A 24,547-nucleotide genomic window follows, 5' to 3' on the forward strand; every position below is an offset into this window, starting at 1 on the left:
GGAGAGACCTCGTGGAAGGTCCTGAAATCACCGCAGCCGAGGCCGTACTCGATAACGGCCGCTTCGGCACCCGAACGATCCGGTTCGAGACCGGCCGCCTCGCGCAGCAGGCGCAGGGCGCGGTCGCCGCGTACCTCGACGAGGAGACGATGCTCCTCTCGGCGACGAGCGCCGGCAAGCACCCGCGCGAGGGCTTCGATTTCTTCCCCCTGACGGTGGACGTCGAGGAGCGCTCCTACGCCGCGGGCAAGATCCCCGGCTCGTTCTTCCGCCGCGAGGGCCGCCCCTCGACCGAGGCGATCCTCGTCTGCCGTCTCATCGACCGCCCGCTGCGCCCGTCCTTCGTGGGCGGCCTGCGCAACGAGGTGCAGATCGTCGTGACCGTGCTCTCGATCGCGCCGGGTGAGTTCTACGACGCCCTCGCGATCAACGCCGCGAGCGCGTCGACCCAGATCTCGGGTCTGCCGTTCTCGGGCCCGATCGCCGGCGTGCGCCTCGCGCTCATCCCGGGCATGGGCCAGCACGACGACCAGTGGGTCGCGTTCCCGACGGCCGCTCAGCTCGAGGAGGCCGTCTTCGACCTCATGGTCGCGGGCCGCGTGCTCGACAACGGCGAGGTCGCGATCATGATGGTCGAGGCCGAGGCGACCGAGCACAGCTGGAACCTCATCAAGGGCGGCGCGACGAAGCCCAACGAGGAGATCGTGGCGGGCGGCCTCGAGGCCGCAAAGCCCTTCATCACGCAGCTCGTGAAGGCGCAGGCCGAGATGGCCGCGCAGTCGTCGAAGGCCCCCATCGAGTTCCCCGTGTTCCCGCCCTACGCCGACGAGACGTTCGCCGTCGTGAACGGCGAGGCGCTCGGCGAGCTCGAGAAGATCTACCAGATCGCCGACAAGCAGGAGCGTCAGGACGCCGACGACGCGCTCAAGGCGCGCGTCAAGGAGACCGTGGCGGCGAAGGTCGAGGCGGGCGAGCTCCCGGCCTCGGCGAACGGCGAGGTGTCCGCGGCCTACAAGTCCGTGACGAAGGCCGTCGTGCGCGGCCGGATCCTCACGGAGGGGGCGCGCATCGACGGTCGCGGGCTGGCGGACATCCGCCCGCTCGACGCCGAGGTGCAGGTCATCCCGCGCGTGCACGGATCCGCGATCTTCCAGCGCGGCGAGACGCAGATCATGGGCGTGACGACACTGAACATGCTCAAGATGGAGCAGCAGATCGACTCGCTGTCGCCCACGACGAGCAAGCGCTACATGCATCACTACAACTTCCCGCCCTACTCGACGGGTGAGACGGGCCGCGTCGGCAGCCCGAAGCGTCGCGAGATCGGCCACGGCTTCCTCGCCGAGCGCGCGCTCGTTCCGGTCCTGCCCTCGCGCGAGGAGTTCCCCTACGCGATCCGCCAGGTCTCCGAGGCGCTCGGGTCGAACGGTTCGACCTCGATGGGCTCGGTCTGCGCCTCGACGCTGTCGCTCCTGAACGCGGGTGTGCCGCTGCGCGCGCCCGTTGCGGGCATCGCGATGGGCCTCGTGTCGGAGGACGTCGACGGGGAGACCCGCTACGCGGCCCTCACCGACATCCTCGGCGCCGAGGACGCGCTGGGCGACATGGACTTCAAGGTCGCTGGCACGAGCGAGTTCGTCACGGCCCTGCAGCTCGACACGAAGCTCGACGGCATCCCGTCGTCGGTCCTCGCGGGCGCGCTGACGCAGGCCAAGGACGCGCGCCTGCGCATCCTCGACGTGCTGAACGCCGCGATCGACGCGCCCGACGAAATGGCGCCGACGGCGCCGCGCGTCATCAGCGTACAGATCCCGGTCGACAAGATCGGCGAGCTGATCGGCCCGAAGGGCAAGACGATCAACGGGATCCAGGACGAGACGGGCGCGACGATCTCGATCGAGGACGACGGCACGGTCTACATCGGCGCAACCGACGGCCCGACGGCGGAGGCCGCCCGCGCGCAGGTCAACGCCATCGCGAACCCGACGAACCCCGAGGTCGGCGAGCAGTACCTGGGCACGGCGGTCAACATCGCCAAGTTCGGCGTGTTCGTCTCGCTCCTGCCGGGCAAGGACGGCCTGCTGCACGTCACCGAGCTGCGCAAGCTCAACGGCGGCAAGCGCGTGGAGAACATCGAGGACGTGGTCTCGGTCGGCCAGAAGATCCTCGTGAAGATCTCCAAGGTCGACGACCGTGGCAAGCTCTCGCTCGAGCTCGTCGAGGAGAACGGCGCTCCGGCCGCCGAGGAGGAGGCCGCGGAGGCCTGACCCTCGCGCACCGGCGGCGGCCCGGCGACCCCTCGGGGCGCCGGGCCGCCGTGTTGTTCGTGACCGAACCGTGACCGGGCGCGTTCCGCCGCGGTCCCGGAATGCGGTGGGATGGTGCGCAGGGGGAAATCATGACGCTGCAGGACGACGACACGCCCGCTCTGGCGCAGGTCACGCGCCGCGCACCGGCGGCGGGGGCTGACGCGCCGCCCGCGACGGCCGCCCTCGCACCGCACCCCTCGGCGCCCCTCCCGGAGGTGGGGCCGCCGCTCGGCGCCGGCGTGCGGCGCGCGCTCGGGCGCACGGGGATCGACGTGTTCCCCCTCCTGCTCGGCACCGCCGGGTTCGCGACCCTCCCGGATCCGCGCGAGGCTACCGCCCTGCTCGACCGGTACGCACAGGCGGGCGGCAACGCGATCCAGGTGGCCGAGGCCGAGGGCGACCCCGCGCCCGACCTCGTGGGCGGCTGGATCCGCGGGCGCGGTCTGGACGGCGAGCTGGTCGTGTCGGCGCGCGTAAGCGCCGCGGTGGGCACCGCGAACGACGCCGACCGCATCCTCCAGGCGGTCGAGCGCGTGATCGCGCGCCTGGCCGTCTCGCGCACCGATGTGCTCGTCCTCGACCTGTCGCGGTCCGCGCCCGGCCCCGCGGCGCTCGAGGAGACCCTCGCGGTGTCCGAGCGGATCCTCCAGGCGGGCCTCGCGCGCTCCATCGGCGCGCGCGGGCTGGACGGCCCCGGCCTTATCGAGGCACGCGTGCTCGCGTCGGCCGGGTATCCGCGCATTGACGTCGTCGACGTCGCGTACGGGCTGGGCGCGCGCGCCGCGTTCGAGGAGACCGTCGCCCCCATCGCGCTGCCGCAGAAGGTCGCGGCCGTGACGTCGCTCGCGGTCCCGCGCGGGCTGCTGGAGGCCCCTGCACGCGCGCGCGGCGTGCGCCGCGTCGTCGGGGGGCGCAGCCGCCTCCGGCGGGCGCTCGACGCGACCGCGGTCGAGGCCGGCACGACGGCCGCCGGTGTCGCCCTCGCCTGGGCGCTCGCGCAGCCCGGCGTCGCCGCGGCAGCCGTCGACGCCGTGGTGCCGCGCCACGTCGACGAACTCGGGGTGGCGCTCGCGGTCGATCTGACCCGGGCCCAGGTGTCGCGGCTCGATCGCGCGGCCGCGCGATAGGCTGGAGGGGCAAGGGGGCGTTGTCGTAGCGCGCCCTGCCCTTTTTGACATCGACGAAGCGAACGGCTGTGACGCACTACATCTATCTTGTCCGCCACGGCGAGCATCAGCACGCAGAGCACGGGCTCGAGGATGGTCCGCTCTCGCCGCGCGGGGTGCGGCAGGCGGCGCTCTTGGCCGACCGCCTGTCGGGGATCCCGCTCGACGCCGTGTGGCACTCGCCGCTCGTGCGCGCCGCCGAGACCGCGCGGATCCTCGCCGAGCGAATGCCCGCCATCGACCCGCAGCCCCACGCGCTCCTGTTCGATTGCGTCCCGACGGGGATGACGGAGGAGACGCCCGCGGTGTTCGAGCCGTTTTTCGGGGGGATCAGCGAGGCCGAGATCGAGGCCGGCCAGGCGCAGATGGCCGACGCGATCGGGGAGTTCCTCGTGCGCAAGCCGGGCGACGTGCACGAGCTCATCATCACGCACAACGCGGTCATCGCCTGGTTCGTGCGCGAGGTTCTCGGTGCCGCGGAGTGGCGCTGGATGACCCTCAACCAGGCGAACTGCGGGCTCACCGTCCTCGCGCAGAAGCAGGGCCGCCCCTGGAGCCTCGTGAGCCACAACGACGCGGCGCACCTGCCGTTCGAGCTGCGCACGGGCCTGCCGGAGGCGCCGCCCGTGTGAGCGCGGCGGGATCCGTAGGATGGGTGTCATGACTCTCGTGGCACTCGTCGGCGGATCCGGCAAGCTCGGCAGGATCATTCGCGACATCGTCGAACGGGAGCCGGGGTTCGAGATCCACGCGGTGCTCGGATCCGCGAGCGCGATGAGCGAGCTGGACGGCGCCGACCTCGTCATCGACGCCACCCACCCCGAGGTCAGCGAGCGCGTCGTGCGCGCCGCGACCGAGCGGGGGATGGACCTCCTCGTCGCCACGAGCGGCTGGTCGGCCGAGCGCGTCGCCGCCGTGCGCCCCCTGATCGAGGCCGCCGGCACGCGCGCGGTGTTCATCCCGAACTTCTCGCTGGGATCCGTGATCGGATCCGCGATCGCCGCCGCCGCGGCCCCGTTTTTCGAGTTCGCGGAGATCGTCGAGGCGCATCGCGACACGAAGGTCGACTCGCCGAGCGGCACCGCCGTGCGCACCGCGGAGCTGATCACCGCGCGTCGCGAGGGACCCGTGTCCGCCCCGCACGTCGACCAGCGCGCGCGTGGCCAGCAGGTCGCGTCGGTCCCCGTGCACTCGCTGCGCCGGCCCGGCGTGATCGCGCAGCAGCAGGCGATCCTCTCCGGGCCCGGGGAGACGCTCACGGTCGTGCACGACACGTCCGACCCCGCCGCGGCGTACGCCCCGGGGATCCGGCTCGCGCTGGCGGCCTCGCGCGGGGGGCGCGGCGTGCTGGTCGGTCTCGAGAACTTCCTCGACATCGGTCTCGGCGCGGCCGGATCGCGCGCGCCGGAGGCCGGCCTCGACGAGGGCGGCGTCACCGGTCAGGTTGGCCGGGCCACGAGCGCCTGAGCGTGACGACCCGCATCGGGGTGGCCGTGATGGCCGCCGTCTTCGCCCTCTACATCTGGCTGCTCGGCGGTCGCGCCGTGGCGCTGATCGGCGCGGGCCTGGACGAGTCCGAGCCCGTCGCGCTCGTGATGGGCGTCGCGATTCTCGTGTTTCCCGTGCTGGGCGCCTGGGCCCTCGCCCGCGAGCTGCTGTTCGGCTGGCGGGCGGACCGGCTCGCGCGGCGCCTCGCGACCGAGGGCACGCTGCCGGACGACGACGTGCGCCTCACCCCGTCGGGGCGCGTCGTGCGCCAGGATGCCGACCAGGCGTTCCCCGCCTACCGCCGCGCCGTGGACGACGCTCCGGACGACTGGCGCGCGTGGTTCCGCCTGAGCGTCGCGTACAGCGCGGCCGGCGACACGCGGCGCGCCCGTCAGGCGGCGCGCACCGCGATCCGGCTCGAGCGCGGCGCCTGAGACGGCGGGAGGGCGCCGCCCGGCGCGGAGCCCGGCGACGCCCTCCGGCGCGCGACGACCGCGCGTCAGTTGAGGGTCGCCTCGATCGTGATGTCGATGCCCGCGAGCGCCTGCGAGATCGGGCAGCCCGCCTTCGCCGCCTCCGCGATCTCCTCGAACTTCTCCTCCGTCAGGCCCGGCACGCGGGCGGCGACGTTGAGGTGGCTTCCCGTCACGCCCGTGCCGGGCACGAACGTCACGGACGCGGTCGTGCGCACCTGCTCGGCGGGCGTTCCCGCCTCCGCGAGCGCGTTCGACAGCGCCATGTTGAAGCAGGACGAGTGGGCCGCGGCGATGAGCTCCTCGGGCGTCGTCGTCGACGCCGCGCCCTCGCTGCGCGCCTTCCAGTTCACAGGGAACGTGCCGATGCCCGAGGCGGGCGTGACGGATCCGGATCCCTCGAAGAGCGTTCCGGACCAGGTGGCGGTGGCTTCGCTGGTGACAGACATGGTGTGACTCCTCCGTGTTGGTGAGCGGGTCGCGGCCAGCCTAGCGATCCGGCGCGCCCCGGGGAACGGTACGGCCCGCGCGGCGCGCCGCGGCCGTCCTCAGCCCGCGGCCGTACCCTGGGGGCATGGCCGACACGATCCCCACGCCCTACGAGGACCTGCTGTGCGACGTCCTCGCGAACGGAACGCACAAGTCCGATCGCACGGGCACGGGGACGACGAGCGCGTTCGGCCGGCAGATCCGCTTCGACCTCCAGGCGGGCTTTCCGCTCATCACGACGAAGCGGGTCCACTTTCGCTCCGTGGCGCTCGAGCTGCTGTGGTTCCTCCGGGGAGACTCGAACGTCCGCTGGCTGCAGGAGCGCGGGGTGACAATCTGGGACGAGTGGGCGGACGAGAACGGCGACCTCGGGCCGGTGTACGGCGTGCAGTGGCGCTCGTGGCCGACGCCCGACGGCGGGCACATCGACCAGATCGCCCGGGTGATCGACCAGATTCGCGCGACCCCCGACTCGCGCCGCCTGATGGTGACGGCCTGGAACCCCGCGGAGGTGCCGGACATGGCCCTCCCGCCCTGCCACGCGATGTTCCAGTTCTATGTCGCGGACGGCCGGCTCAGCTGCCAGCTCTACCAGCGCAGCGCGGACCTCTTCCTGGGCGTGCCGTTCAACATCGCGAGCTACGCGATGCTCACGATGATGATCGCGCAACAGACGGGGCTGGAGCCGGGCGAGTTCGTGTGGACGGGCGGCGACTGCCACATTTACGACAACCACCGCGAGCAGGTCGCCGAGCAGCTCTCGCGGGAGCCGTTCCCGTACCCGCGGCTGGAGATCCGTCGCGCGGCGGACATCTTCTCGTACGCGTACGAGGACTTCGTGGTCCACGACTACGCGCACCACCCGGCCATCCGCGGCGCCGTGGCGGTCTGAGCCGTGCCCCTGCGCGCGATCTGGGCCCAGGCGCGGGGCGGCGTCCTCGGCGCCGGCGGCGGCATTCCGTGGCACGTGCCCGAGGACCTCGCGTACTTCCAGCGGGCGACGATGGGCGCGCCCGTCGTCATGGGGCGGCGCACCTGGCAGTCGTTCCCCGAGAGATTCCGTCCGCTCCCGGGCCGCGCGAACATCGTCGTCACCCGCGACGCGACCTTCGCGGCGCCGGGCGGCGAGACGGCGCCGTCGCTCGAGGCCGCGCTCGAGCGCGCGGCGGCGCTCGCCGCCGACGCATGGGTCCTCGGCGGCGGGCAGATCTACGCGCGCGCCATGGATCTCGTCGACGAGCTGTGGGTGACGGAGATCGACCTGGACGCCGAAGGCGACACGACCGCGCCCGCGATCGGGCCGGCGTGGCGCGTCGCCTCGCGCGACCCGGCAGCGGGCGGGTGGCACACTAGCCGCACGGGCGTGCGGTATCGCTTCGTGGTGTACGAGAGGGCGAGCGAGCCCCGCTGAGGCCCGCCCGCCGGCTCAGGCTCCGAGCGTCAGCTCGACCGTGACGTACGCGTGCGCGGGGAGCTCGACGACGAGCCCGCGCTCGTGAGCGCGCACACCCGCGTGCGCGACGGGCGCGACGGCGTCGGGTGCGTCCGGCGTGTTGTGCGCGGCCGTCGTCGCTCCCGTGAGGATGCGCGCCTCGAACCCCGCGACGGCGCGGCCCCGCAGGTCCAGGACGACGGATCGATCCGCGGCCTCGTCGAGGTTCGAGAGCGACACGAGCGCGGTGTTCCCCGTCGTTGACGCGGAGGCCGACAGCAGCGGGAGCTCGCGCCCATCCGCGGTCATGGTCTCGGCCCCCACCACGTGCGCGTCGAGGTGCCTGGCGTCGTGGTGGCCGCGGTTCATGGCGAACACGTGGAACGTCGGGGTCTTCACGAGCGCGCCCGTGTCTGGATCCGTGAGGAGCATCGCCTGCAGCACGTTGACGGTCTGCGCAATGTTCGCCATCACGAGGCGGTCGGCGTGGCGGTGGAAGGCGTCGAAGTGCACGCTCGCGACGAGCGCGTCCCGCATGGTGTTCTGCTGGTACAGGAACCCGGGGTTCGTGCCGGGCTCGACGTCCCACCACGTCCCCCACTCGTCGAGCACGAGGCCGACGCGGCGGGCGGGGTCGTAGCGGTCCATGACGGTCGAGTGGCGCGTGAGGAGCTCCTCGATCCGGAAGGCCCGGGAGAGCGTGCGGTACCACTCCTCCGAGGTGAAGTCCGTCGCGGACCCCTTCGCCTGCCATTCGCCGGACATCGTGTAGTAGTGCAGCGACATCGCCTGGAACGGGCCGACGTCGCCGTCGCCGCAGGAGACGCAGCCCAGGGCGCGCATGAGCGCGTCCGTCCAGGCGTAGTCGTCGACGTTCGCGCCCGCCGCGATCCGGTACACGCGGTTGTCCCCGTGGTCGCGGACGTACGTCGCGTACTGGCGCGCGAGGTCGGCATATGCCTCGGCGCGCATGTTCCCGCCGCAGCCCCAGGCCTCGTTGCCGATCCCGAAGAACGGCACGCGCCACGGCTCGTCGCGCCCGTTTGCCCGCCGGAGGGCGGCCATGGGGGAGTCATCCGCGCGGGTGAGGTACTCGATCCAGTCGCTCATCTCTCGCACGGTCCCGGATCCGACATTGCCGTTGACGTACGGATCCGCCCCCAAGAGCTCGCACAGGTGAAGGAACTCGTGCGTGCCGAAGGAGTTGTCCTCGACGACGTCGCCCCAGTGCGAGTTGACCATGCGGGGGCGCTCGGCGCGCGGGCCCACGCCGTCGCGCCAGTGGTACTCGTCGGCGAAGCACCCGCCGGGCCACCGGAGGTTGGGGATCCCGAGCTCGCGGAGGGCGTCGACGACGTCGAGCCGGATGCCGCCCTCGTTCGGGATCTCGGAGTCCTCCCCGACGAAGAACCCGCCGTAGATGCACCGACCGAGGTGCTCCGCGAAGTGGCCGTACAGGTGGCGGCTGATGGTGGCGCCGGGCAGGTCGAGGTCGATGACGACGCGCGGGTCGGACATGGGGTTCCTTTCGTTGGGGTGTGATGTAACGATAAAGCACACGCCCGCGCGGCGGAACCCCGGCGCGTACGCTGGATCGGGAGAGGGGACGGCGATGGTCACGATGCAGGATGTCGCCCGCGCGGCGGGCGTGTCGGCGATGACGGTGTCGAACGTCCTGGCCGGCCGCGGGCGCGTGAGCGACGCCACGCGGCGCACCGTCCTGGCGGAGGTCGAGCGTCTGGGCTACGAGGTCGATCTCTCCGCGCGCCGGCTCCGGGCGGGCCGCACGGGCGCGATCGCGCTCGTCGTGCCGTTCTACGACCACGTGTTCTACGGGGAGTTCGCGGCGGACGCGGCCCGCGCCGCGGCGGCCGCCGGGCTGCACCTCGTCGTGGAGCAGACGGGCGCCACGCGCGAGGGCGAGCTCCGCGCGCTGTCCACGGCCCGCCTGCGCACCTACGACGGCGTGCTGCTCAGCCCCATCGGGCTGTCGGACGCCGATCTCGACCGCCTGGACACGCGCGTGCCCGTCGTGCTCCTCGGCGAGCGGCCCTCCCATCCGCGGTTCGATCACGTGGCGATGCCGAACGTCGATGGCGCGTGCCTGGCGACGGCTCGCCTCATTGAGGGCGGGGCGCGCCGCGTCGCGATCTGCGGGGGCGACCCAGGCGGATCCGACACCATGCCGGCCCTGCGCGCCGAGGGCTGGCGCCTCGCGCACGAGCGCGCGGGCCTCGCGGCGGATCCGCGGCTGGCGCTGGACGCGGGCGACCACACGGCTGCGGGCGCTCGCGCGGGCGTCGCGCGCGCCCTCGGGCGGGGCGCGGAGGTCGACGCGATCTTCGCCGTCACCGATCAGGTGGCGATCGGGGCCGTCGCCGGCCTGGCGGACGCGGGGCTCGCGGCCGGCGCGGACGTCGAGGTGATCGGGTTCGACAACCTCCGGATCGCGCGGGAGGTGGCGGGCGGCATCTCGACGATCGACCCCGGATCCGCGTGGATCGCCGAGCGCGCCGTCGGGCTCCTCCGTGCGCGGATCGACGGATACACGGCCCCGCCCGCCCACCTCACGAGCTCGGCGACGCTCGTCGAGCGCGCCACGACGAGGGATCGGGCGCGGACACAGGGGCGCACGCGATAACCTGAGGGGTATGACGCACCCCGCCAATCCGTTCGGTCAGGTCCTCGTCGCGCTCATCACCCCGATGACCGCCGACGGCGAAGTCGACTGGGACGCGACGGAGAAGCACATCGACGACGTCATCACCTCGGGCGCCGACGGCATCGTCGTGACCGGGACGACGGGGGAGACCTCGACGCTCACGGACGCCGAGAAGCTGCGCCTCGTGGAGGTCGGCAAGAGCGTCTCGGCCGGCCGCGCGAAGATCATCACCGGCGGCGGGTCGAACGAGACGGCCCACGCGATCGATCTCTACGACAAGAGCGCGAAGGCGGGCGCCGACGGCATCATGGTCGTCACGCCGTACTACAACAAGCCCACGCAGGCGGGGATCCTCACGCACTTCCGCCTCATCGCGGACTCGACCGAGCTCCCGGTCCTCCTGTATGACATCCCGGGCCGCACCGGGGTCCCGATTCGCTACGAGACGCTCCTGCGCCTCGCGAAGCACCCCAACATCCTCGGCGTGAAGGACGCCAAGGGCGACTTCAGCGAGGTAAGCCGGGTGCTGAACCAGACCGACCTGCTGTATTTCTCGGGCGACGATGCGAACGCGCTGCCCCACATGTCCATTGGCGCCTCGGGCCTGATCGGCGTCACGGCGAACATCGCCGCCGGCCCTTACCGAACCATCGTCGACGCGGTCAACCGCGGCGACCTCGCAACCGCCACCGAACAGCACAAGAAGCTCGAACCGCTCGTGCGCGCCGTCATGACGCACGTGCCGGGAACGGTCTCCGCGAAGTACATCCTCCACGGCCTCGGCCGCATCTCGAGCCCCCGCGTGCGTCTCCCGCTCGTGGGGCCCGAGGAGTGGGAGGCCGCCCTCATCGAGGACGAGCTCGCCGTCGTGGCGGGCGTGGACGGCGTCGACTTCTCGAACTTCCGCCCCGACCGCAACGCGGCCGCGGGCGGCGCGCTGCCGAAGGTGCCTGGCACCACCCGGTGACGACCACCCCTGCGCCCCCGGCGCGGAAAGGCACAATGTCCACTCCCGTTTTCGATCCGCCCGCTCTCAAGCCCGGCACCCTCCGCGTCACGCCCCTCGGCGGGCTCGGCGAGGTCGGCCGCAACATGGCGATGTACGAGTTCGACGGCAAGATCCTCATCGTCGACTGCGGCGTGCTGTTCCCCGAGGAGCACCAGCCGGGCGTCGACCTCATCCTCCCCGACATGGAGCCCCTGCGCGGCCGCCTCGGCGACGTCGTGGGCCTCGTGCTGACGCACGGGCACGAGGATCACATCGGCGCCGTGCCGTACCTGCTGCGGATGCGCCAGGACATCCCGCTGTACGGATCCAAGCTCACGCTCGCGCTGACGGCGGCGAAGCTCAAGGAGCACCGGATCACGCCCGTGGCGCACGTCGTGCGCGAGGGCGAGCGCCGCACGGTCGGGTCCTTCGACCTCGAGTTCGTCGCCGTCAACCACTCCATCCCCGACGCCCTCGCGGTCGCGATCCGCACCGAGGCGGGCCTGGCGCTCCACACGGGCGACTTCAAGATGGACCAGCTCCCGCTGGACGGTCGCCTGACAGACCTGCGCGCGTTCGCGCGCCTCGGCGAGGAGGGGGTCGACCTCTTCCTGCCCGACTCGACCAACGCCGAGGTTCCCGGCTTCACGCCGACCGAGCGCCAGATCGGCCCCGTGATCGACCAGGTGATGTCGAAGACCACGGGCCGCGTCATCGTGGCGAGCTTCTCGAGCCACGTGCACCGCGTGCAGCAGGTTATCGACGCGGCGCACGCGAACGGGCGTCGGGTCGCGTTGCTCGGGCGCTCGATGGTCCGGAACATGACCATCGCGCAGCAGCTGGGCTACCTCGACGTGCCCGAGGGCACGCTCGTCGACTACAAGAAGTCCGGCGACATCCCCGACTCGCAGATCGTCTACATGTCGACGGGATCCCAGGGCGAGCCCATGGCCGTCCTCAGCCGGATGGCGAACCTCGACCACGCGATTGAGCCGGGCGAGGGCGACACCGTCATCCTCGCGTCGAGCCTGATCCCGGGCAACGAGAACGCCGTCTACCGCGTCATCGACGGGCTCACGAAGCTCGGCGCGCACGTCGTGCACAAGGCGAACGCCAAGGTGCACGTCTCGGGTCACGCCGCTGCCGGGGAGCTGCTGTACTGCTACAACATCCTGCAGCCGAGGAACGTCCTGCCCGTCCACGGCGAGTACCGGCACCTCATGGCGAACGCGACGATCGCGCGGGACGCGGGCGTCCCGGAGGCGTCGACCTTCATCGCCGAGAACGGCACCTCGATCGACCTGAAGGACGGCGAGGCGTGGGTGTCGGGTCAGCTCGACCTCGGGTTCGTCTACGTCGATGGGTCCACGGTCGGCGCGATCACCGACGCCGACCTCAAGGACCGCCGCGTGCTCGGCGAGGAGGGCTTCGTTTCCGTCATTGTCGTCGTCGACGCGAAGACCGGAAAGATCATCACGGGCCCCGAGATCCACGCGCGCGGGATCGCGGAGGACGACAAGGTGTTCGACAAGGTCAAGCCGAAGATCGTCAAGGCCCTGGAGGACGCGGCGCAGAAGGGCGTGCGCGACAACCACGCGTTGTCCCAGGTCGTGCGCCGCACGATCGGGCGGTGGGTGAGCCAGTCGCTGCGCCGTCGCCCCATGATCGTGCCGCTCGTCATCGAGGCCTGATCACCACGGCCCCCGTCCGATCGGACGGGGGCCGTGCGCGTCCTCCGCGGGATTGTCGGGGGCCGGGCGTACCGTGGATCCCATGGCACGCCAGTCGACCGCGCCCCAGAAGTCCGCGCAGAAGGATCGCGGCGCCTCCTCCCGGGGGGCGTCTCGGCGTTCCGCGCCCGCGCCGCGCGGGCACATCGACGACCCGGAGCGTCCCGCCGTGCCCGTCCGAGCCTGGAACGGCCTGGCGCGCGCCGTCGGGGGCCTGTTCCGCGCGTTCGGGTCCGAGGGTCTCGACCGCGACGACCGCCGGGACGGCTTTCCGCTTCTCCTCGTGCTGCTCGCCGTCGCGGGCGCCGTCGTCGAGTGGTTCTTTATCGGGACCCCCGCGGCCGAGGCGATTAGCGCCTTTACCTTCGGGGGGCTCATCGGCCGCACGGCCTTCGTGTTCCCCGTGCTGCTGCTGTTCCTGGCGGGCTGGCTCTTCCGCCATCCCTCCTCCGTCCACGACAACGGGCGCGTCGGCATCGGCTTCGCGCTGTTCACCGTGTCGGTGGCGGGCATCTGCCACCTCGCGATCGACCCCGAGAGTCGACCGGCACCGGCCGACGGAATGCCCGCGCTCAGCGGTTCCGGCGGCCTGTTCGGCTGGATGATCGGAGAGCCGCTCGCGCTCGTGATCACGCCGATCGGCGGGTACATCGTCCTTGGCGCCGTGATCGCGCTCAGCCTCCTCATCATCACGAAGACCCCGCCGAACCGCATTGGTCGGCGCCTGGGCGACCTGTACGCGTGGATGTTCGACGCCGAGCGCCCCGCCGACCGCGACTCGTCCGGCGACGATGCCCCGACCGAGGTCCTCGAAGACGCCCCGTCGCGCGGCAAGCGCGGGCGGAAGAAGAAGGGCGAGCAGGAGCTCTTTGACGGCGCCGACGAGCTCCCGTGGTGGCGCCGCAACGCGTCCGGGCGCGAGGAGGACGCCGACGCGGTCACCGACCCACAGGAGCTGACCGAGCTGCTCGGCGCGCAGACCGACGGCGGCTACGACCAGGCGGTCGTGACGAGCAAGACGGATCCGGCGGAGGCCGCGACCGAGGTCTTGAACGATCCGGCCCTCGAGTCGCTTCGCTCCGCTTCGCACGAGGACGCGCACCTCGGCCTCCTGGGCGACGACGACGCCGAGGACGACGAGCTCGGCGGCATCTCGGGCTTCGGCACCGAGGGGCCGGGGGCCCGCGGGCCGCAGCCGCCCGAGGCGCCCTACTCGCTGCCGTCTCCCGCGGCGCTCGCGGCCGGCCCGCCCGCGGTCGTGAGCTCCGAGGCGAACGACCGCATGGTCGCGCAGATCGAGAGCGTCTTCGAGCAGTTCAAGGTCAACGCCTCCGTCACGGGGTTCTCCCGCGGGCCGACCGTGACGCAGTACGAGGTCGAGGTGGGGCCGGGCGTCAAGGTCGAGAAGATCACACAGCTCTCGAGCAACATCTCCTACGCGGTCGCGTCGAACGACGTGCGCATCCTCGCACCCATCCCGGGCAAGAGCGCCATCGGCATCGAGATCCCCAACGTCGACCGCGAGACGGTCGCCCTCGGCGACGTCCTGCGCTCGCCCGCCGCGCAGCGCTCGACCCACCCGCTCACGATCGGCGTCGGCAAGGACGTCTCCGGCGGGTTCGTCGTGGCGAACCTCGCGAAGATGCCCCACCTGCTCGTCGCCGGCTCCACGGGATCCGGAAAGTCGAGCTTCGTGAACTCGATGATCACGAGCCTGCTTATGCGCGCGAAGCCGAGCGAGGTGCGCATGGTGCTCGTGGACCCGAAGCGCGTCGAGCTGACGAGCTACGCGGGCGTGCCGCACCTCATCACGCCTATCATCACGAACCCCAAGAAGGCGGCCGAGGCGCTGCAGTGGGTCGTGAAGGAGATGGACATGCGGTACGACGACCTGGCGTCGTTCGGATTCCGCCACATCGACGACTTCAACCGCGCCGTCGTCGCGGGCGAGGTCCAGCTCCCGCCGGGTTCCGAGCGGGTGCTCAAGCCGTACCCCTACCTGCTTGTGGTCGTCGACGAGCTCGCCGACCTCATGATGGTCGCGCCGCGTGACGTCGAGGACTCGATCGTGCGCATCACGCAGCTCGCGCGCGCCTCCGGCATTCACCTCGTGCTCGCGACCCAGCGACCGTCGGTCGACGTCGTGACCGGCCTCATCAAGGCCAACGTCCCGTCCCGCCTCGCGTTCGCGGTCACGAGCGTCACGGACTCGCGCGTGATCCTGGACGGCGCGGGCGCGGACAAGCTCATCGGGCAGGGCGACGCGCTGTTCTCGCCGATGGGGTCCTCCAAGCCCTTCCGCCTGCAGGGCGCGTGGGTCACCGAGGACGAGATCGACGCGGTCGTGAAGCACGTCACGGGCCAGGCGCGGCCCGAGTATCGCTCCGACGTCGCCGAGGCGATGGAGGCTCCCAAGAAGGAGATCGACGAGGACATCGGGGACGACCTCGAGGTCCTGCTCGCGGCGGCCGAACTGATCGTGTCGAGCCAGTTCGGCTCGACGTCCATGCTGCAACGCAAGCTCCGCGTCGGGTTCGCCAAGGCCGGTCGCCTCATGGACCTCCTCGAGTCCCGCGAGATTGTCGGGCCCTCCGAGGGGTCGAAGGCGCGCGACGTCCTCGTCACGCCCGAGCAGCTCCCGGGCGTGCTCGCGAAGCTGAAGGGCGAGGATCCGCCCGCGCCGGCGGACGCACCCCCGGCCGCCGCCTCGGCGACCGACGACGACCGCTACGCGGAGGACCCGATCGAGGCGCAGTTCGACGGCGTCCCGACCGTCGACGCGTCCGAGAGCGAAGACGTGTGGGGCCTCACGGGGCGCGACGACTGACGCGCCTGCCAGACTGATCCCATGGCCATCCACCCGCAGCTCCCGAACGCCATCACGGTGGCGCGGATCCCGCTCGCCGTCGTCTTCTTTGTGCTCCTCCTGCTCGGCGGCCCGGAAGGGGGTCACAGCCTGGCGCTGCGGTGGACCGCCGGGGTCCTGTTCGTCGTCGCGATCTCGACCGACTGGATCGACGGATACCTCGCGCGGCGTTTCGAGATCGTGAGCGACTTCGGCAAGCTGTGGGACCCGATCGCCGACAAGCTCCTGACCGGATCCGCCTTCGTCGGCCTGGCGATCCTCGGCGAGGCGCCATGGTGGATCGTCGCGGTCATCCTCGTGCGGGAGTGGGGCATCACGGTTCATCGGCTCGTCGTCGCCAGCACCCACGTCGTCGCGGCCGCCTGGATGGGGAAGATCAAGACCGCAGCCCAGGGCGTCGTCCTTTCCTGGGCCCTCCTGCCCCTTGGCGAGCTCGTCGGCCGCGGGCCGTGGTCGCTCGTGACGGCGATCGGGCTGTGGATCGTCCTGATTCTCACGGTCGCGAGCGGCATCGACTACGTGGCCGCGCAGGTCCGCGGGGCGCGTCGAGCGTGAGCGCGGCGCGCGAGGTGTTGGGCGCGCTTGGCGCGCACGGCTGGTCCATCGCCACCGCCGAGTCGCTGACGGGCGGCCTCGTGTGCGCGGCGCTGGTCGACGTCCCCGGCGCCTCCGCGCACGTGCGCGGAGGCATCGTTGCCTACGACACGCGCGTGAAGCGCGACGCGCTCGGCGTGGACGCGGGCCTGCTCGCGGGCCGCGGCGCGGTCGATCCTGACGTGGCGGTCGCGATGGCGCGCGGAGTCCGCAGCGCCCTGGCGGTCGACGGCTCCCGGTGCGACGTCGGCGTCGCGACGACGGGGGTCGCCGGTCCCGACGCGTCCGAGGGGAAGCCCGCGGGGACGGTCTTCGTCGCGGTCGTGACGCCCGAGCGTGAGAGCGTCCGCGCGCTCGCGCTGCCTGGCGACCGGGCCGCCGTGCGCGGTGCGGCGGTCCGCGCCGCGCTCGAGCTCGCCCTCTCCGCGATCGTTCGGCCCGGGAATAGCGGCGGGGCGGCCGACGTTTCCCCGGCGTAACCGTTTGTCGATGTCGAGCCGTTCCCGCGCCCGAGGGCGTAGCCTGGTCATGACGACCTGTTAGGGTGCATTACCCACGACACTCGGCTCGCGAACGACTAAAGGAGGGGCCGCCATGATCCTGGTTCGACAAGAGATCGGCGACGTGCTTCGCGACTACCGTCAGCAGAAGGGGCAGACCCTCCGCCAGGTGGCGAGCAAGGCCAGCGTCGCGCTCGGGTACCTCAGCGAGGTCGAGCGCGGGCAGAAGGAGGTCTCGAGCGAGATCCTCGCCGCGGTGACCGAGGCGCTGGAGGTGCCGATGTCGGCGGTCATGCGCCGCGTCGGCGACCGGCTCGCCGTGCTCGAGGGCATCGACTCGACCTTCCCGGACGTCGTGCCTGACGACCTGGTCGCCGAGGTCGAGCCCGAGCTGTCGCTCCGGTGATCCTCCCCGCATGAGGCGGAGCGAGTTCCTCCGCGCGGTCGACGACCATTTCGGAGCGCGCGCGTCCTGGATCCTCGCGGATCTCACGTTGCCGGCGATCGGCCGCACCGCGGCTGACGCGCTCGACGAGGGCGTTCCGCCGCGCGATATCTGGCGCGCCCTGTGCGACGAGATGGACCTCCCCGCCCAGGCGCGGTACGGCGCGGGTCTGCGCGCGCCCCGCGACGCGTAGTCGCGAGATGTTCGACACGCCGAGCGCACAGTGACGCAGGTGTTCGAATATTCGTCCACTCCGGCGTAGGCTCGTTCCCAACGCGACGCGTTGCGCATTCGTGCACATGCGGCGGGAGACCGGGCACGAATGTCGGTGGCCCTCCGTAGCGTGAGGGATGGCGAGACACGTCACGCGCCCTGTCGAAGAGCCCGTCCCACGGAAGGCGGGCCGCGACAGCCTATGGGCGGCGGTTCACGAGCGATGAAGGAGTTCATCATGGCAGCAGCGGCAGATCGCGAGAAGGTCCTCGAGACCGCGCTCGCGCAGATCGATCGGCAGTTCGGCAAGGGCACGGTCATGCGTCTCGGTGGCGAGGAGCGCGCTCCCGTCGAGGTCATTCCCACGGGTTCCATCGCGCTCGACGTCGCGCTCGGCATCGGCGGGCTCCCGCGCGGCCGCGTCGTGGAGATCTACGGGCCGGAGTCCTCCGGTAAGACGACGCTCACGCTGCACGCGATCGCGAACGCGCAGGCGGCCGGCGGCATCGCGGCGTTCGTCGACGCGGAGCACGCGCTCGACCCGGAGTACGCGCGCAAGCTCGGCGTCGACATCGACTCGCTGCTCGTGTCCCAGCCCGACACGGGCGAGCAGGCGCTCGAGATCGCCGACATGCTCATCCGGTCGGGGGCGATCGACCTGGTCGTCATCGACTCCGTCGCGGCGCTCGTTCCTCGGGCCGAGATCGAGGGCGAGATGGGCGACTCGCACGTGGGCCTGCAGGCGCGTCTCATGTCGCAGGCGCTTCGCAAGATCACGGGCGGCCTGAGCCAGACGAAGACCACGGCGATCTTTATCAACCAGCTTCGCGAGAAGGTGGGCGTGTTCTTCGGATCGCCGGAGACGACGGCGGGCGGTAAGGCGCTGAAGTTCTACGCGTCCGTTCGCCTCGACATTCGTCGCATCGAGACGATGAAGGACGGCACGGAGGCGGTGGGAAACCGTACGCGCGTGAAGGTCGTCAAGAACAAGATGGCGCCGCCGTTCAAGCAGGCCGAGTTCGACATCCTGTACGGCACGGGAATCTCGCGCGAGGGGTCGCTCATCGACTTCGGCGTGGATCACGGGATCGTCAAGAAGTCGGGCTCGTGGTACACCTACGACGGCGATCAGCTCGGACAGGGCAAGGAGAACGCCCGCCGCTTTCTCATCGAGCACACCGACGTGGCGCTCGAGATCGAGAACAAGATCAAGGTCAAGCTCGGGCTCCTCGCGGATCCGAACGCGGACGCGGAGGCGCCGGTCGACGACATCGCGGCGCGCCGCTCGGCTTGAGGGGTATCGTGACGCGCGATCCCGAGAGCGAGCGGCTGGCGCCGGTCGTCCCGCTCTTCGGCGGCGCGGCGCCGGCCGTGCCGCCGAAGGACGAGGCGGGCGATACGGCCGATGCCGACGCGGTCGCCGCGGGGTGGCACACCACCTGGCGCGAGGAGGTCCGCGCGTCCGAGCGCGCGGACCTCGACGCCGGGGAGGACGCCGAGGCGATCGACCGCGCGGAGCGCCGTCTTTCTCGATCCATCGCGACGCGGTCGATCTCCGAGCGCGAGGCGCGCGATCGGCTCCGCCGAGACGGGGTGTCCGGCGCCGCCGTCGACGACATCATCGACCGCCTCGTGCGCGCGGGGGCGATCGACGACGGCCGCGTCGCCGAGGAGGCCGTGCACGCGGCCCTGACGCGCAAGAACCAGGGCCGCCGGGCGGTGCGGCAGGCGCTGACCAAGCGCGGCCTGGCGCGCGAGGCCATCGACGCGGCGCTCGCTGAGATGCCCGACGACGACGCCGAGCGCGCGCTCGAATTCGCGCGCGGCAAGGCCGCGTCGCTCATCCGCTACGACCACGACACCGCGCTTCGACGCCTCGTCGGCCAGCTGGGTCGCCGGGGGTACGGCGGCGCGCTCGCCCTGTCTGTGGCGAATCAGGCGCTCGAGGAGGCGCGACGCGGCGGGGGCGGGGTGCGGTTCACGTAGGGCCCGCTCCCATGCCCTTCCCGCGCAGAAAACGTAGAATGGGGCGGTGATGACCACCCCCTCCAGCGCCCCGACCCTCATCGCGCCCTCTCCCGCGGCACTCGACGACGCAGGCAGGCCGCGCTCGTACGAGGTGCGCACCTTTGGGTGCCAGATGAACGTGCACGACTCGGAGCGCCTCTCGGGCTCCCTCGAGAGCGCCGGATACGTCAAGGCGGCGGACGGCGAGGAGGCCGACGTTGTCATCATCAACACCTGCGCCGTGCGCGAGAACGCGGCCGGCAAGCTCTACGGGACGCTTGGCCACCTGAAGTCGAAGAAGGACCAGCGGGCGGGGATGCAGATCGCCGTCGGTGGGTGCCTCGCGCAGATGGACCAGGAGGCCGTGGTCGACAAGGCCCCGTGGGTCGACGTCGTGTTCGGGACGCACAACATGGGGTCGCTCCCGCAGCTCCTCGAGCGCTCGCGGCACAACGGCGAGGCCGAGCTGGAGATCCTCGAGGCGCTCGAGGTGTTCCCCTCGACGCTGCCGACCAAGCGCGACTCGTCGTACTCGGGCTGGGTGTCCATCTCGGTCGGGTGCAACAACACCTGTACCTTCTGCATCGTTCCGAGCCTGCGCGGCAAGGAAAAGGATCGCCGGCCGGGCGACATTCTGGAGGAGATTCGCCTCCTCACCGAGGACGGTGCGATCGAGGTCACCCTCCTCGGGCAGAACGTCAACACCTACGGCGTCGAGTTCGGCGACCGGCAGGCGTTCGGAAAGCTGCTGCGGGCCTGCGGCGAGATCCCCGGGCTCGAGCGCGTTCGCTTCACAAGCCCGCACCCCGCGGCGTTCACGGATGACGTGATCGACGCGATGGCCGAGACGCCCAACGTCATGCCGCAGCTGCACATGCCGCTCCAATCGGGCAGCGACAAGGTCCTGAAGGACATGCGCCGCTCCTACCGATCGAAGAAGTTCCTCGGCATCCTGGATCGCGTGCGCGAGCGGATCCCGCACGCGGCCATCACGACCGACATCATCGTCGGCTTCCCCGGCGAGACGGACGAGGACTTCGAGGACACCCTGCGGGTCGTCGAGGCGGCCCGCTTCTCGAGCGCCTTCACCTTCCAGTACTCGATCCGCGAGGGCACGCCCGCCGCCACGATGCCCAACCAGGTGCCGAAGGAGGTCGTGCAGGAGCGCTACGACCGGCTGATCGCCCTGCAGCAGCGCATCACGCTCGAGGAGAACGAGAAGCAGCTCGGCCGGACGATCGAGGTGCTCGTCTCGACGGGCGAGGGCAAGAAGGACGCCGCGACGCACCGCCTCACGGGCCGCGCGGAGGACAACCGCCTCGTGCACTTCGAGCTGCCGGAGGGGTCGGAGGTGCCGCGCCCGGGCGACGTGGTCACCGTCACCGTCACCCACGCGGCGCCGTCCCACCTCCTCGCGGACAGCACCGACGGACAGCCGCTGCGGATCCGCCGCACGCGCGCGGGCGACGCGCACGATCGCGCGCAGGCCGCCTCGTGCGCCGTCCCCGCCCCGGGCGGCGCGGCCGGCGGGGCCGTGAGCCTCGGACTCCCGACGATCCGCGTCGGCTCGTGACGCGCCTCCCCGGCGACATCGGCCGAGAGGCGTCTCCGGGGCTCTGGGCTGTCGTCGGTGCGACGGGCACGGGCAAGAGCGAGCTCGCGCTCGACCTCGCGGGGCGCCTCGGCGACGCCGAGATCGTCGGCGCCGACGCGATGCAGCTGTATCGCGGGATGGACATCGGCACCGCGAAGGTGCCGGAGTCCGAGCGGCGGGGGATCCCGCACCACATGCTTGACGTGTGGGAGGTCACGGAGGAGGCCGCGGTCTCGCGGTATCAGGCCGAGGCGCGCGAGGCGATCGCGGGCATCCTTGGCCGAGGGCGACACGCGATCCTCGTCGGAGGGTCCGGTCTCTACGTCTCGAGCGTGCTCTTCGACTTCGCGTTTCCGCCCCGCGACCCCGCGCTACGGGAGCGGATCGAGGCGCGCCTCGCCGACGAGGGCGCGGGCGCGCTGTACGCCGACCTCGCCGCGCGCGCGCCGGAGACGGCGGCGCGCATCGACCCCCGCAACACGCGCCGCCTCGTGCGCGCGCTCGAGGTCCTCGAGCAGGGCGCGGCGGGCCACGGCGCCGCGCTGCCGGACGCACCCCGCCCCTGGCGCGCGGCGTCCCTCCTCGGCCTCCGCGCCGAGCGCCCGGAGCTGACGGGCCGGCTCGACCGCCGCGTCGAGCGGATGTGGGAGGACGGGATGCTTGAGGAGACCGAGCAGCTACGTCTCGCGGGGCTCGAGGACGGGGTCACCGCGAGCCGCGCGATCGGCTACGCGCAGGCGCTCGCGCAGCTCGCCGGGCGGATGACCCGCGCCGAGGCGATCGCCGAGACCCAGGCGCTCACGCGGCGGTACGCGCGCCGGCAGGTGAGCTGGTTCCGGCGCTACGAGGGTGTGCGCTGGATCGACGCCTGACGGCGTCGGATCCGGACGGGTCCGTAGACTGGCCCCATGCCCGAGATCCCCTTCACCAAAGGCCACGGCACCGGCAACGACTTCGTGATCATCGCCGACCCCGACGGCGAGCTCGACCTGACGCCCGAGCAGGTGGCCGCGCTCTGCGATCGGCGCTTCGGGATCGGCGCGGACGGCCTCCTGCGGGTCGTTCGCTCCGCGGCGCTCGACGCGGGAGCCGCGGCGCTCGCGGAGGAGCCCGCGGCGGAGTGGTTCATGGACTACCGCAACTCCGACGGCTCGATCGCCGAGATGTGCGGCAACGGCGTGCGGGTGTTCGCCCGCTACCTCCTCGACAGCGGCCTCGCCGCGATCGAGCCGGGGTCGACGCTCCCCGTCGGCACGCGCGCGGGCGTCAAGGACGTGATGCGATCCGAGACGGGGTACCAGGTGGACCTCGGGCGGTGGCGCACGGACGGGGCGGATCCGCTCGTGCGCGCGAAGGGCCTCGACGTGGCGCGCCCCGGCATGCACGTGGACCTCGGCAACCCCCACGTCGTCGTAGCGGTGGCCAGCGAGGAGGAGCTCGAGGGGATCGACCTCACCGTCATGCCCGTGATCGAGCCCGCCCCTCCCGCGGGCGCCAACGTCGAGTTCGTCGTGCCGAGCGATCCGCTCGTGAAGGACGGCGTCGGGCGGATCCGCATGCGGGTCTTCGAGCGCGGGGTGGGGGAGACCCTCTCCTGTGGCACCGGCACCGTGGCGGCGGCGCTCGCCGTCCGTTCGTGGGCGGGCGCGGCCGCGCCCAACTCCTGGCGCGTCGAGGTCCCGGGTGGGGTGCTCGGCGTCCGGATGTTCCCCTCCCAGGACGGCGAGCGCGTCGCGCTCTCGGGCCCCGCGACCCTCGTGTACTCCGGCACCGTCACCCTCGCGTGAGCGCCGCGCCACCCGGCGTCATCCCGCGCTGCGGCGCGGATTCCCACACAACGCAGTCAATTTATCGGCGCACGGCTCCGGATCCGCGAAGGCCGGCGAGCCGGTCGCCGTATTGACTGCGTTGTGTTGCGCTGGGGGTGTCAGGCGAGCGCGAGCGCGGCGGCGAGGGCGACCATCAGCACGGCGACGGCAGCATCGAGCACGCGCCACGAGCGGGGCGAGCGCATGAAGCGCGCGGCGTAGCGCGAGGCGAACACCACGAACGCGAACCAGATGGCGCTGCCGAGGATGGCGCCCGCGCCGAAGGCCCAGCGCGCGTCACCGTAGGTCGTCGAGATCGAGCCCAGCATGACCACCGTGTCGAGATAGGTGTGCGGGTTCAGCCACGTGATGGCCAGGCACGTGAGGACGGCGGGCAGCGTGGCCGAACGCGCGGCGGTTGGCCGCGTGAGCGTCGCGGTGCCGCCGAACCCGGGCGGCGTCGCGGGAGCGTGATCCTGCGCCCCGGTCGTGGCCGGGACGACGACGGCGCCGGCGGATCCGCGGAGCGCGCGCCGGGCGGCGAGCGCGCCGTAGCCCGCGAGGAAGGTCACGCCCGCCCATCGGGCCGCGTCGAAGATCCACGGCACGCTCGTCACGAGGGCGCCGAACCCGCCGACGCCCGCCGCGATCAGCACGACGTCGCTGGCGAGGCACGCGAGCGCGAGCGCGATCGCGTGGCGCCGCCCGGATCCCGCGTGACGGATCCCCTCGCGGAGGAGGAACACGTTCTGCGCGCCCGGCGCCACGATGAGCGAGAGGCACAGCGCGAGGCCGGCGAGCAGGGCGGTGAGCATGCCCCCATCGTCCGGCCGCTCGTGCGAAGATCAAAAGCAGATGTGGATGTTCGTAGGACGATGAAGGAACGCTTATGTGGATCGCGCCGGAGCTCGCGGAGACCGTCGCCGCGATCGTGGACGAGGGGTCCTTCGAGCAGGCGGCGCGCCGGCTGCGGATCTCGCCGTCCGCCGTGAGCCAGCGGCTGCGCACGCTCGAGACGCAGCTGGGCCGCGCCCTGATCATCCGGTCGCGGCCGATTCGCGTCACCGACGCCGGCGCCCCGGTCCTGCGGCTCGCGCGGCAGTACGCCGTGGTGGGGCACGAGGCCGCGGCTGCCCTGGGTCTCGAGCGGCCCGGGACGATGAACGTGCCGATCGCCGTGAACGCCGACTCCCTCGCGACGTGGCTCCTTCCCGCCCTGGCGGAGGTCGCGGGCCGTCACGACGTGACGTTCGAGCTCCTCCGAGAGGACGAGGATCGCACTGCCGCGCTCCTCGAGTCGGGGTCGGCGCTCGCGGCGATCACGTCGCAGGCCCGGCCGATCGCGGGGTGCTCCGTCACGCCGCTCGGCGCGACGAGGTACGCGGCCGTCGCGACGCCGTTCTTCATCGCGCGGTGGTTCACGACGGGCATCGACGCGGCCGCGCTGGCGGAGGCGCCGCTCATCGACTTTGACCGCACCGACGACATCCAGTCCGACTGGCTGCGCGCGCACGGCGTGGATCCGGTCGTCCCGCCGCGGCACTACGTGCCCGCGTCCGAGGACTACGCCGCGGCGGTCCGCCTGGGGATGGGGTGGGGCATGCTGCCGCCCGAGCAGGCGCAGGCCGCGCTCTCGCGGGGCACGCTCCGCCAGCTCGGGGCGCCCGAGCTAGCCGAGCCGCTCTACTGGCAGCAGTGGAACATCGACGCACCCGTGCTGGGCGCGATCCGCGAGTCGGTCGCGTCCCACGCGCGTCTGGCGCTCGCGCCCGAGGCGTGAGGC

Annotated in this window: 24 protein-coding genes; 21 read left to right on the top strand and 3 right to left on the bottom strand. The window is 72.0% G+C overall.

Features of this window, described 5'->3' with window-relative positions; translation table 11 throughout:
• Nucleotides 1–11 precede the first annotated feature (11 nt).
• The 5 genes from GJQ66_RS02650 (at nucleotide 12) to GJQ66_RS02670 (ending at nucleotide 5,397) form a co-directional block, all read left to right on the top strand.
• Nucleotides 12–2,267: a polyribonucleotide nucleotidyltransferase gene (locus GJQ66_RS02650; protein WP_338100740.1), complete on the top strand. Its 2,256-nt coding sequence runs from the start codon at nucleotides 12–14 to the stop codon at nucleotides 2,265–2,267.
• A gap of 131 nt (nucleotides 2,268–2,398) precedes the next feature.
• Nucleotides 2,399–3,436, top strand: coding sequence for an aldo/keto reductase (locus GJQ66_RS02655; RefSeq protein ID WP_196215785.1), 1,038 nt, complete (start codon nucleotides 2,399–2,401; stop codon nucleotides 3,434–3,436).
• A 68-nt stretch (nucleotides 3,437–3,504) separates the two neighbouring features.
• A complete protein-coding gene (locus GJQ66_RS02660; protein ID WP_368732581.1) occupies nucleotides 3,505–4,107 on the top strand; it encodes a histidine phosphatase family protein in 603 nt (200 codons plus the stop codon).
• 28 nt (nucleotides 4,108–4,135) lie between these two features.
• Nucleotides 4,136–4,942: a 4-hydroxy-tetrahydrodipicolinate reductase gene (gene dapB, locus GJQ66_RS02665; protein WP_155047787.1), complete on the top strand. Its 807-nt coding sequence runs from the start codon at nucleotides 4,136–4,138 to the stop codon at nucleotides 4,940–4,942.
• 2 nt (nucleotides 4,943–4,944) lie between these two features.
• Nucleotides 4,945–5,397: a tetratricopeptide repeat protein gene (locus GJQ66_RS02670; RefSeq protein ID WP_368732582.1), complete on the top strand. Its 453-nt coding sequence runs from the start codon at nucleotides 4,945–4,947 to the stop codon at nucleotides 5,395–5,397.
• 65 nt (nucleotides 5,398–5,462) lie between these two features.
• Here the strand turns inward: GJQ66_RS02670 and GJQ66_RS02675 are convergent, their stop codons facing one another.
• Nucleotides 5,463–5,885: an OsmC family peroxiredoxin gene (locus GJQ66_RS02675; RefSeq protein ID WP_155047788.1), complete on the bottom strand. Its 423-nt coding sequence runs from the start codon at nucleotides 5,883–5,885 to the stop codon at nucleotides 5,463–5,465.
• Between the two features lie 125 nt (nucleotides 5,886–6,010).
• On the opposite strand from GJQ66_RS02675, the gene GJQ66_RS02680 reads away from it, so the two are divergent.
• Together GJQ66_RS02680 and GJQ66_RS02685 are read left to right on the top strand one after the other, a co-directional pair.
• Nucleotides 6,011–6,817, top strand: a complete 807-nt coding sequence (locus tag GJQ66_RS02680) for a thymidylate synthase (protein ID WP_155047789.1) — start codon at nucleotides 6,011–6,013, stop codon at nucleotides 6,815–6,817.
• 3 nt (nucleotides 6,818–6,820) lie between these two features.
• Nucleotides 6,821–7,336, top strand: coding sequence for a dihydrofolate reductase (locus GJQ66_RS02685; protein ID WP_368732583.1), 516 nt, complete (start codon nucleotides 6,821–6,823; stop codon nucleotides 7,334–7,336).
• A gap of 15 nt (nucleotides 7,337–7,351) precedes the next feature.
• Here the strand turns inward: GJQ66_RS02685 and GJQ66_RS02690 are convergent, their stop codons facing one another.
• Entirely contained in the window at nucleotides 7,352–8,875 is a 1,524-nt protein-coding gene (locus GJQ66_RS02690; protein WP_155047790.1) for an alpha-N-arabinofuranosidase, read from the bottom strand.
• Nucleotides 8,876–8,969: 94 nt separating this feature from the next.
• Between GJQ66_RS02690 and GJQ66_RS02695 the strand changes: the two genes are divergently transcribed.
• The 13 genes from GJQ66_RS02695 (at nucleotide 8,970) to dapF (ending at nucleotide 22,743) form a co-directional block, all read left to right on the top strand.
• The gene (locus GJQ66_RS02695) at nucleotides 8,970–9,998 is read left to right on the top strand and encodes a LacI family DNA-binding transcriptional regulator (protein ID WP_155047791.1); all 1,029 of its coding nucleotides are present in this window, start codon (nucleotides 8,970–8,972) and stop codon (nucleotides 9,996–9,998) included.
• A 10-nt stretch (nucleotides 9,999–10,008) separates the two neighbouring features.
• The gene (dapA, locus tag GJQ66_RS02700; RefSeq protein WP_155047792.1) at nucleotides 10,009–10,986 is read left to right on the top strand and encodes a 4-hydroxy-tetrahydrodipicolinate synthase; all 978 of its coding nucleotides are present in this window, start codon (nucleotides 10,009–10,011) and stop codon (nucleotides 10,984–10,986) included.
• A 35-nt stretch (nucleotides 10,987–11,021) separates the two neighbouring features.
• The gene (locus tag GJQ66_RS02705; protein ID WP_155047793.1) at nucleotides 11,022–12,698 is read left to right on the top strand and encodes a ribonuclease J; all 1,677 of its coding nucleotides are present in this window, start codon (nucleotides 11,022–11,024) and stop codon (nucleotides 12,696–12,698) included.
• A gap of 82 nt (nucleotides 12,699–12,780) precedes the next feature.
• On the top strand, nucleotides 12,781–15,564 hold the full coding sequence (locus GJQ66_RS02710) for a DNA translocase FtsK (RefSeq protein WP_155047794.1): 2,784 nt from the start codon (nucleotides 12,781–12,783) through the stop codon (nucleotides 15,562–15,564).
• A 21-nt stretch (nucleotides 15,565–15,585) separates the two neighbouring features.
• Nucleotides 15,586–16,158 (top strand): CDP-diacylglycerol--glycerol-3-phosphate 3-phosphatidyltransferase, encoded by a 573-nt coding sequence (gene pgsA / locus GJQ66_RS02715; protein WP_155047795.1) that lies wholly within the window; start codon nucleotides 15,586–15,588, stop codon nucleotides 16,156–16,158.
• Nucleotides 16,155–16,676 (top strand): CinA family protein, encoded by a 522-nt coding sequence (locus GJQ66_RS02720; RefSeq protein ID WP_368732584.1) that lies wholly within the window; start codon nucleotides 16,155–16,157, stop codon nucleotides 16,674–16,676. Before pgsA ends, GJQ66_RS02720 begins: the two co-directional genes overlap by 4 nt.
• Nucleotides 16,677–16,791: 115 nt before the next feature.
• The gene (locus GJQ66_RS02725) at nucleotides 16,792–17,103 is read left to right on the top strand and encodes a helix-turn-helix domain-containing protein (RefSeq protein ID WP_155047796.1); all 312 of its coding nucleotides are present in this window, start codon (nucleotides 16,792–16,794) and stop codon (nucleotides 17,101–17,103) included.
• A gap of 10 nt (nucleotides 17,104–17,113) precedes the next feature.
• A complete protein-coding gene (locus GJQ66_RS02730) occupies nucleotides 17,114–17,335 on the top strand; it encodes a DUF3046 domain-containing protein (protein WP_155047797.1) in 222 nt (73 codons plus the stop codon).
• Nucleotides 17,336–17,593: 258 nt separating this feature from the next.
• A complete protein-coding gene (gene recA / locus GJQ66_RS02735) occupies nucleotides 17,594–18,649 on the top strand; it encodes a recombinase RecA (protein ID WP_155047798.1) in 1,056 nt (351 codons plus the stop codon).
• Nucleotides 18,650–18,657: 8 nt separating this feature from the next.
• Nucleotides 18,658–19,341, top strand: coding sequence for a regulatory protein RecX (locus tag GJQ66_RS02740; protein WP_196215786.1), 684 nt, complete (start codon nucleotides 18,658–18,660; stop codon nucleotides 19,339–19,341).
• Between the two features lie 49 nt (nucleotides 19,342–19,390).
• On the top strand, nucleotides 19,391–20,935 hold the full coding sequence (gene miaB / locus GJQ66_RS02745) for a tRNA (N6-isopentenyl adenosine(37)-C2)-methylthiotransferase MiaB (RefSeq protein ID WP_155047922.1): 1,545 nt from the start codon (nucleotides 19,391–19,393) through the stop codon (nucleotides 20,933–20,935).
• Entirely contained in the window at nucleotides 20,932–21,828 is an 897-nt protein-coding gene (gene miaA, locus GJQ66_RS02750; RefSeq protein WP_368732585.1) for a tRNA (adenosine(37)-N6)-dimethylallyltransferase MiaA, read from the top strand. The genes miaB and miaA overlap by 4 nt, the downstream gene beginning before the upstream one ends.
• Nucleotides 21,829–21,864: 36 nt before the next feature.
• Nucleotides 21,865–22,743, top strand: coding sequence for a diaminopimelate epimerase (dapF, locus tag GJQ66_RS02755; protein WP_155047800.1), 879 nt, complete (start codon nucleotides 21,865–21,867; stop codon nucleotides 22,741–22,743).
• Between the two features lie 140 nt (nucleotides 22,744–22,883).
• On the opposite strand, the gene GJQ66_RS02760 is transcribed toward dapF, so the two are convergent.
• Nucleotides 22,884–23,579: a LysE/ArgO family amino acid transporter gene (locus GJQ66_RS02760; protein WP_155047801.1), complete on the bottom strand. Its 696-nt coding sequence runs from the start codon at nucleotides 23,577–23,579 to the stop codon at nucleotides 22,884–22,886.
• 74 nt (nucleotides 23,580–23,653) lie between these two features.
• Between GJQ66_RS02760 and GJQ66_RS02765 the strand changes: the two genes are divergently transcribed.
• Nucleotides 23,654–24,544, top strand: a complete 891-nt coding sequence (locus GJQ66_RS02765) for a LysR family transcriptional regulator ArgP (protein ID WP_155047802.1) — start codon at nucleotides 23,654–23,656, stop codon at nucleotides 24,542–24,544.
• Nucleotides 24,545–24,547: the final 3 nt, after the last annotated feature.

Origin of the sequence: Microbacterium sp. ZXX196, from assembly GCF_009709595.1 — a bacterium.
Lineage (GTDB): Bacteria > Actinomycetota > Actinomycetes > Actinomycetales > Microbacteriaceae > Microbacterium > Microbacterium excoecariae.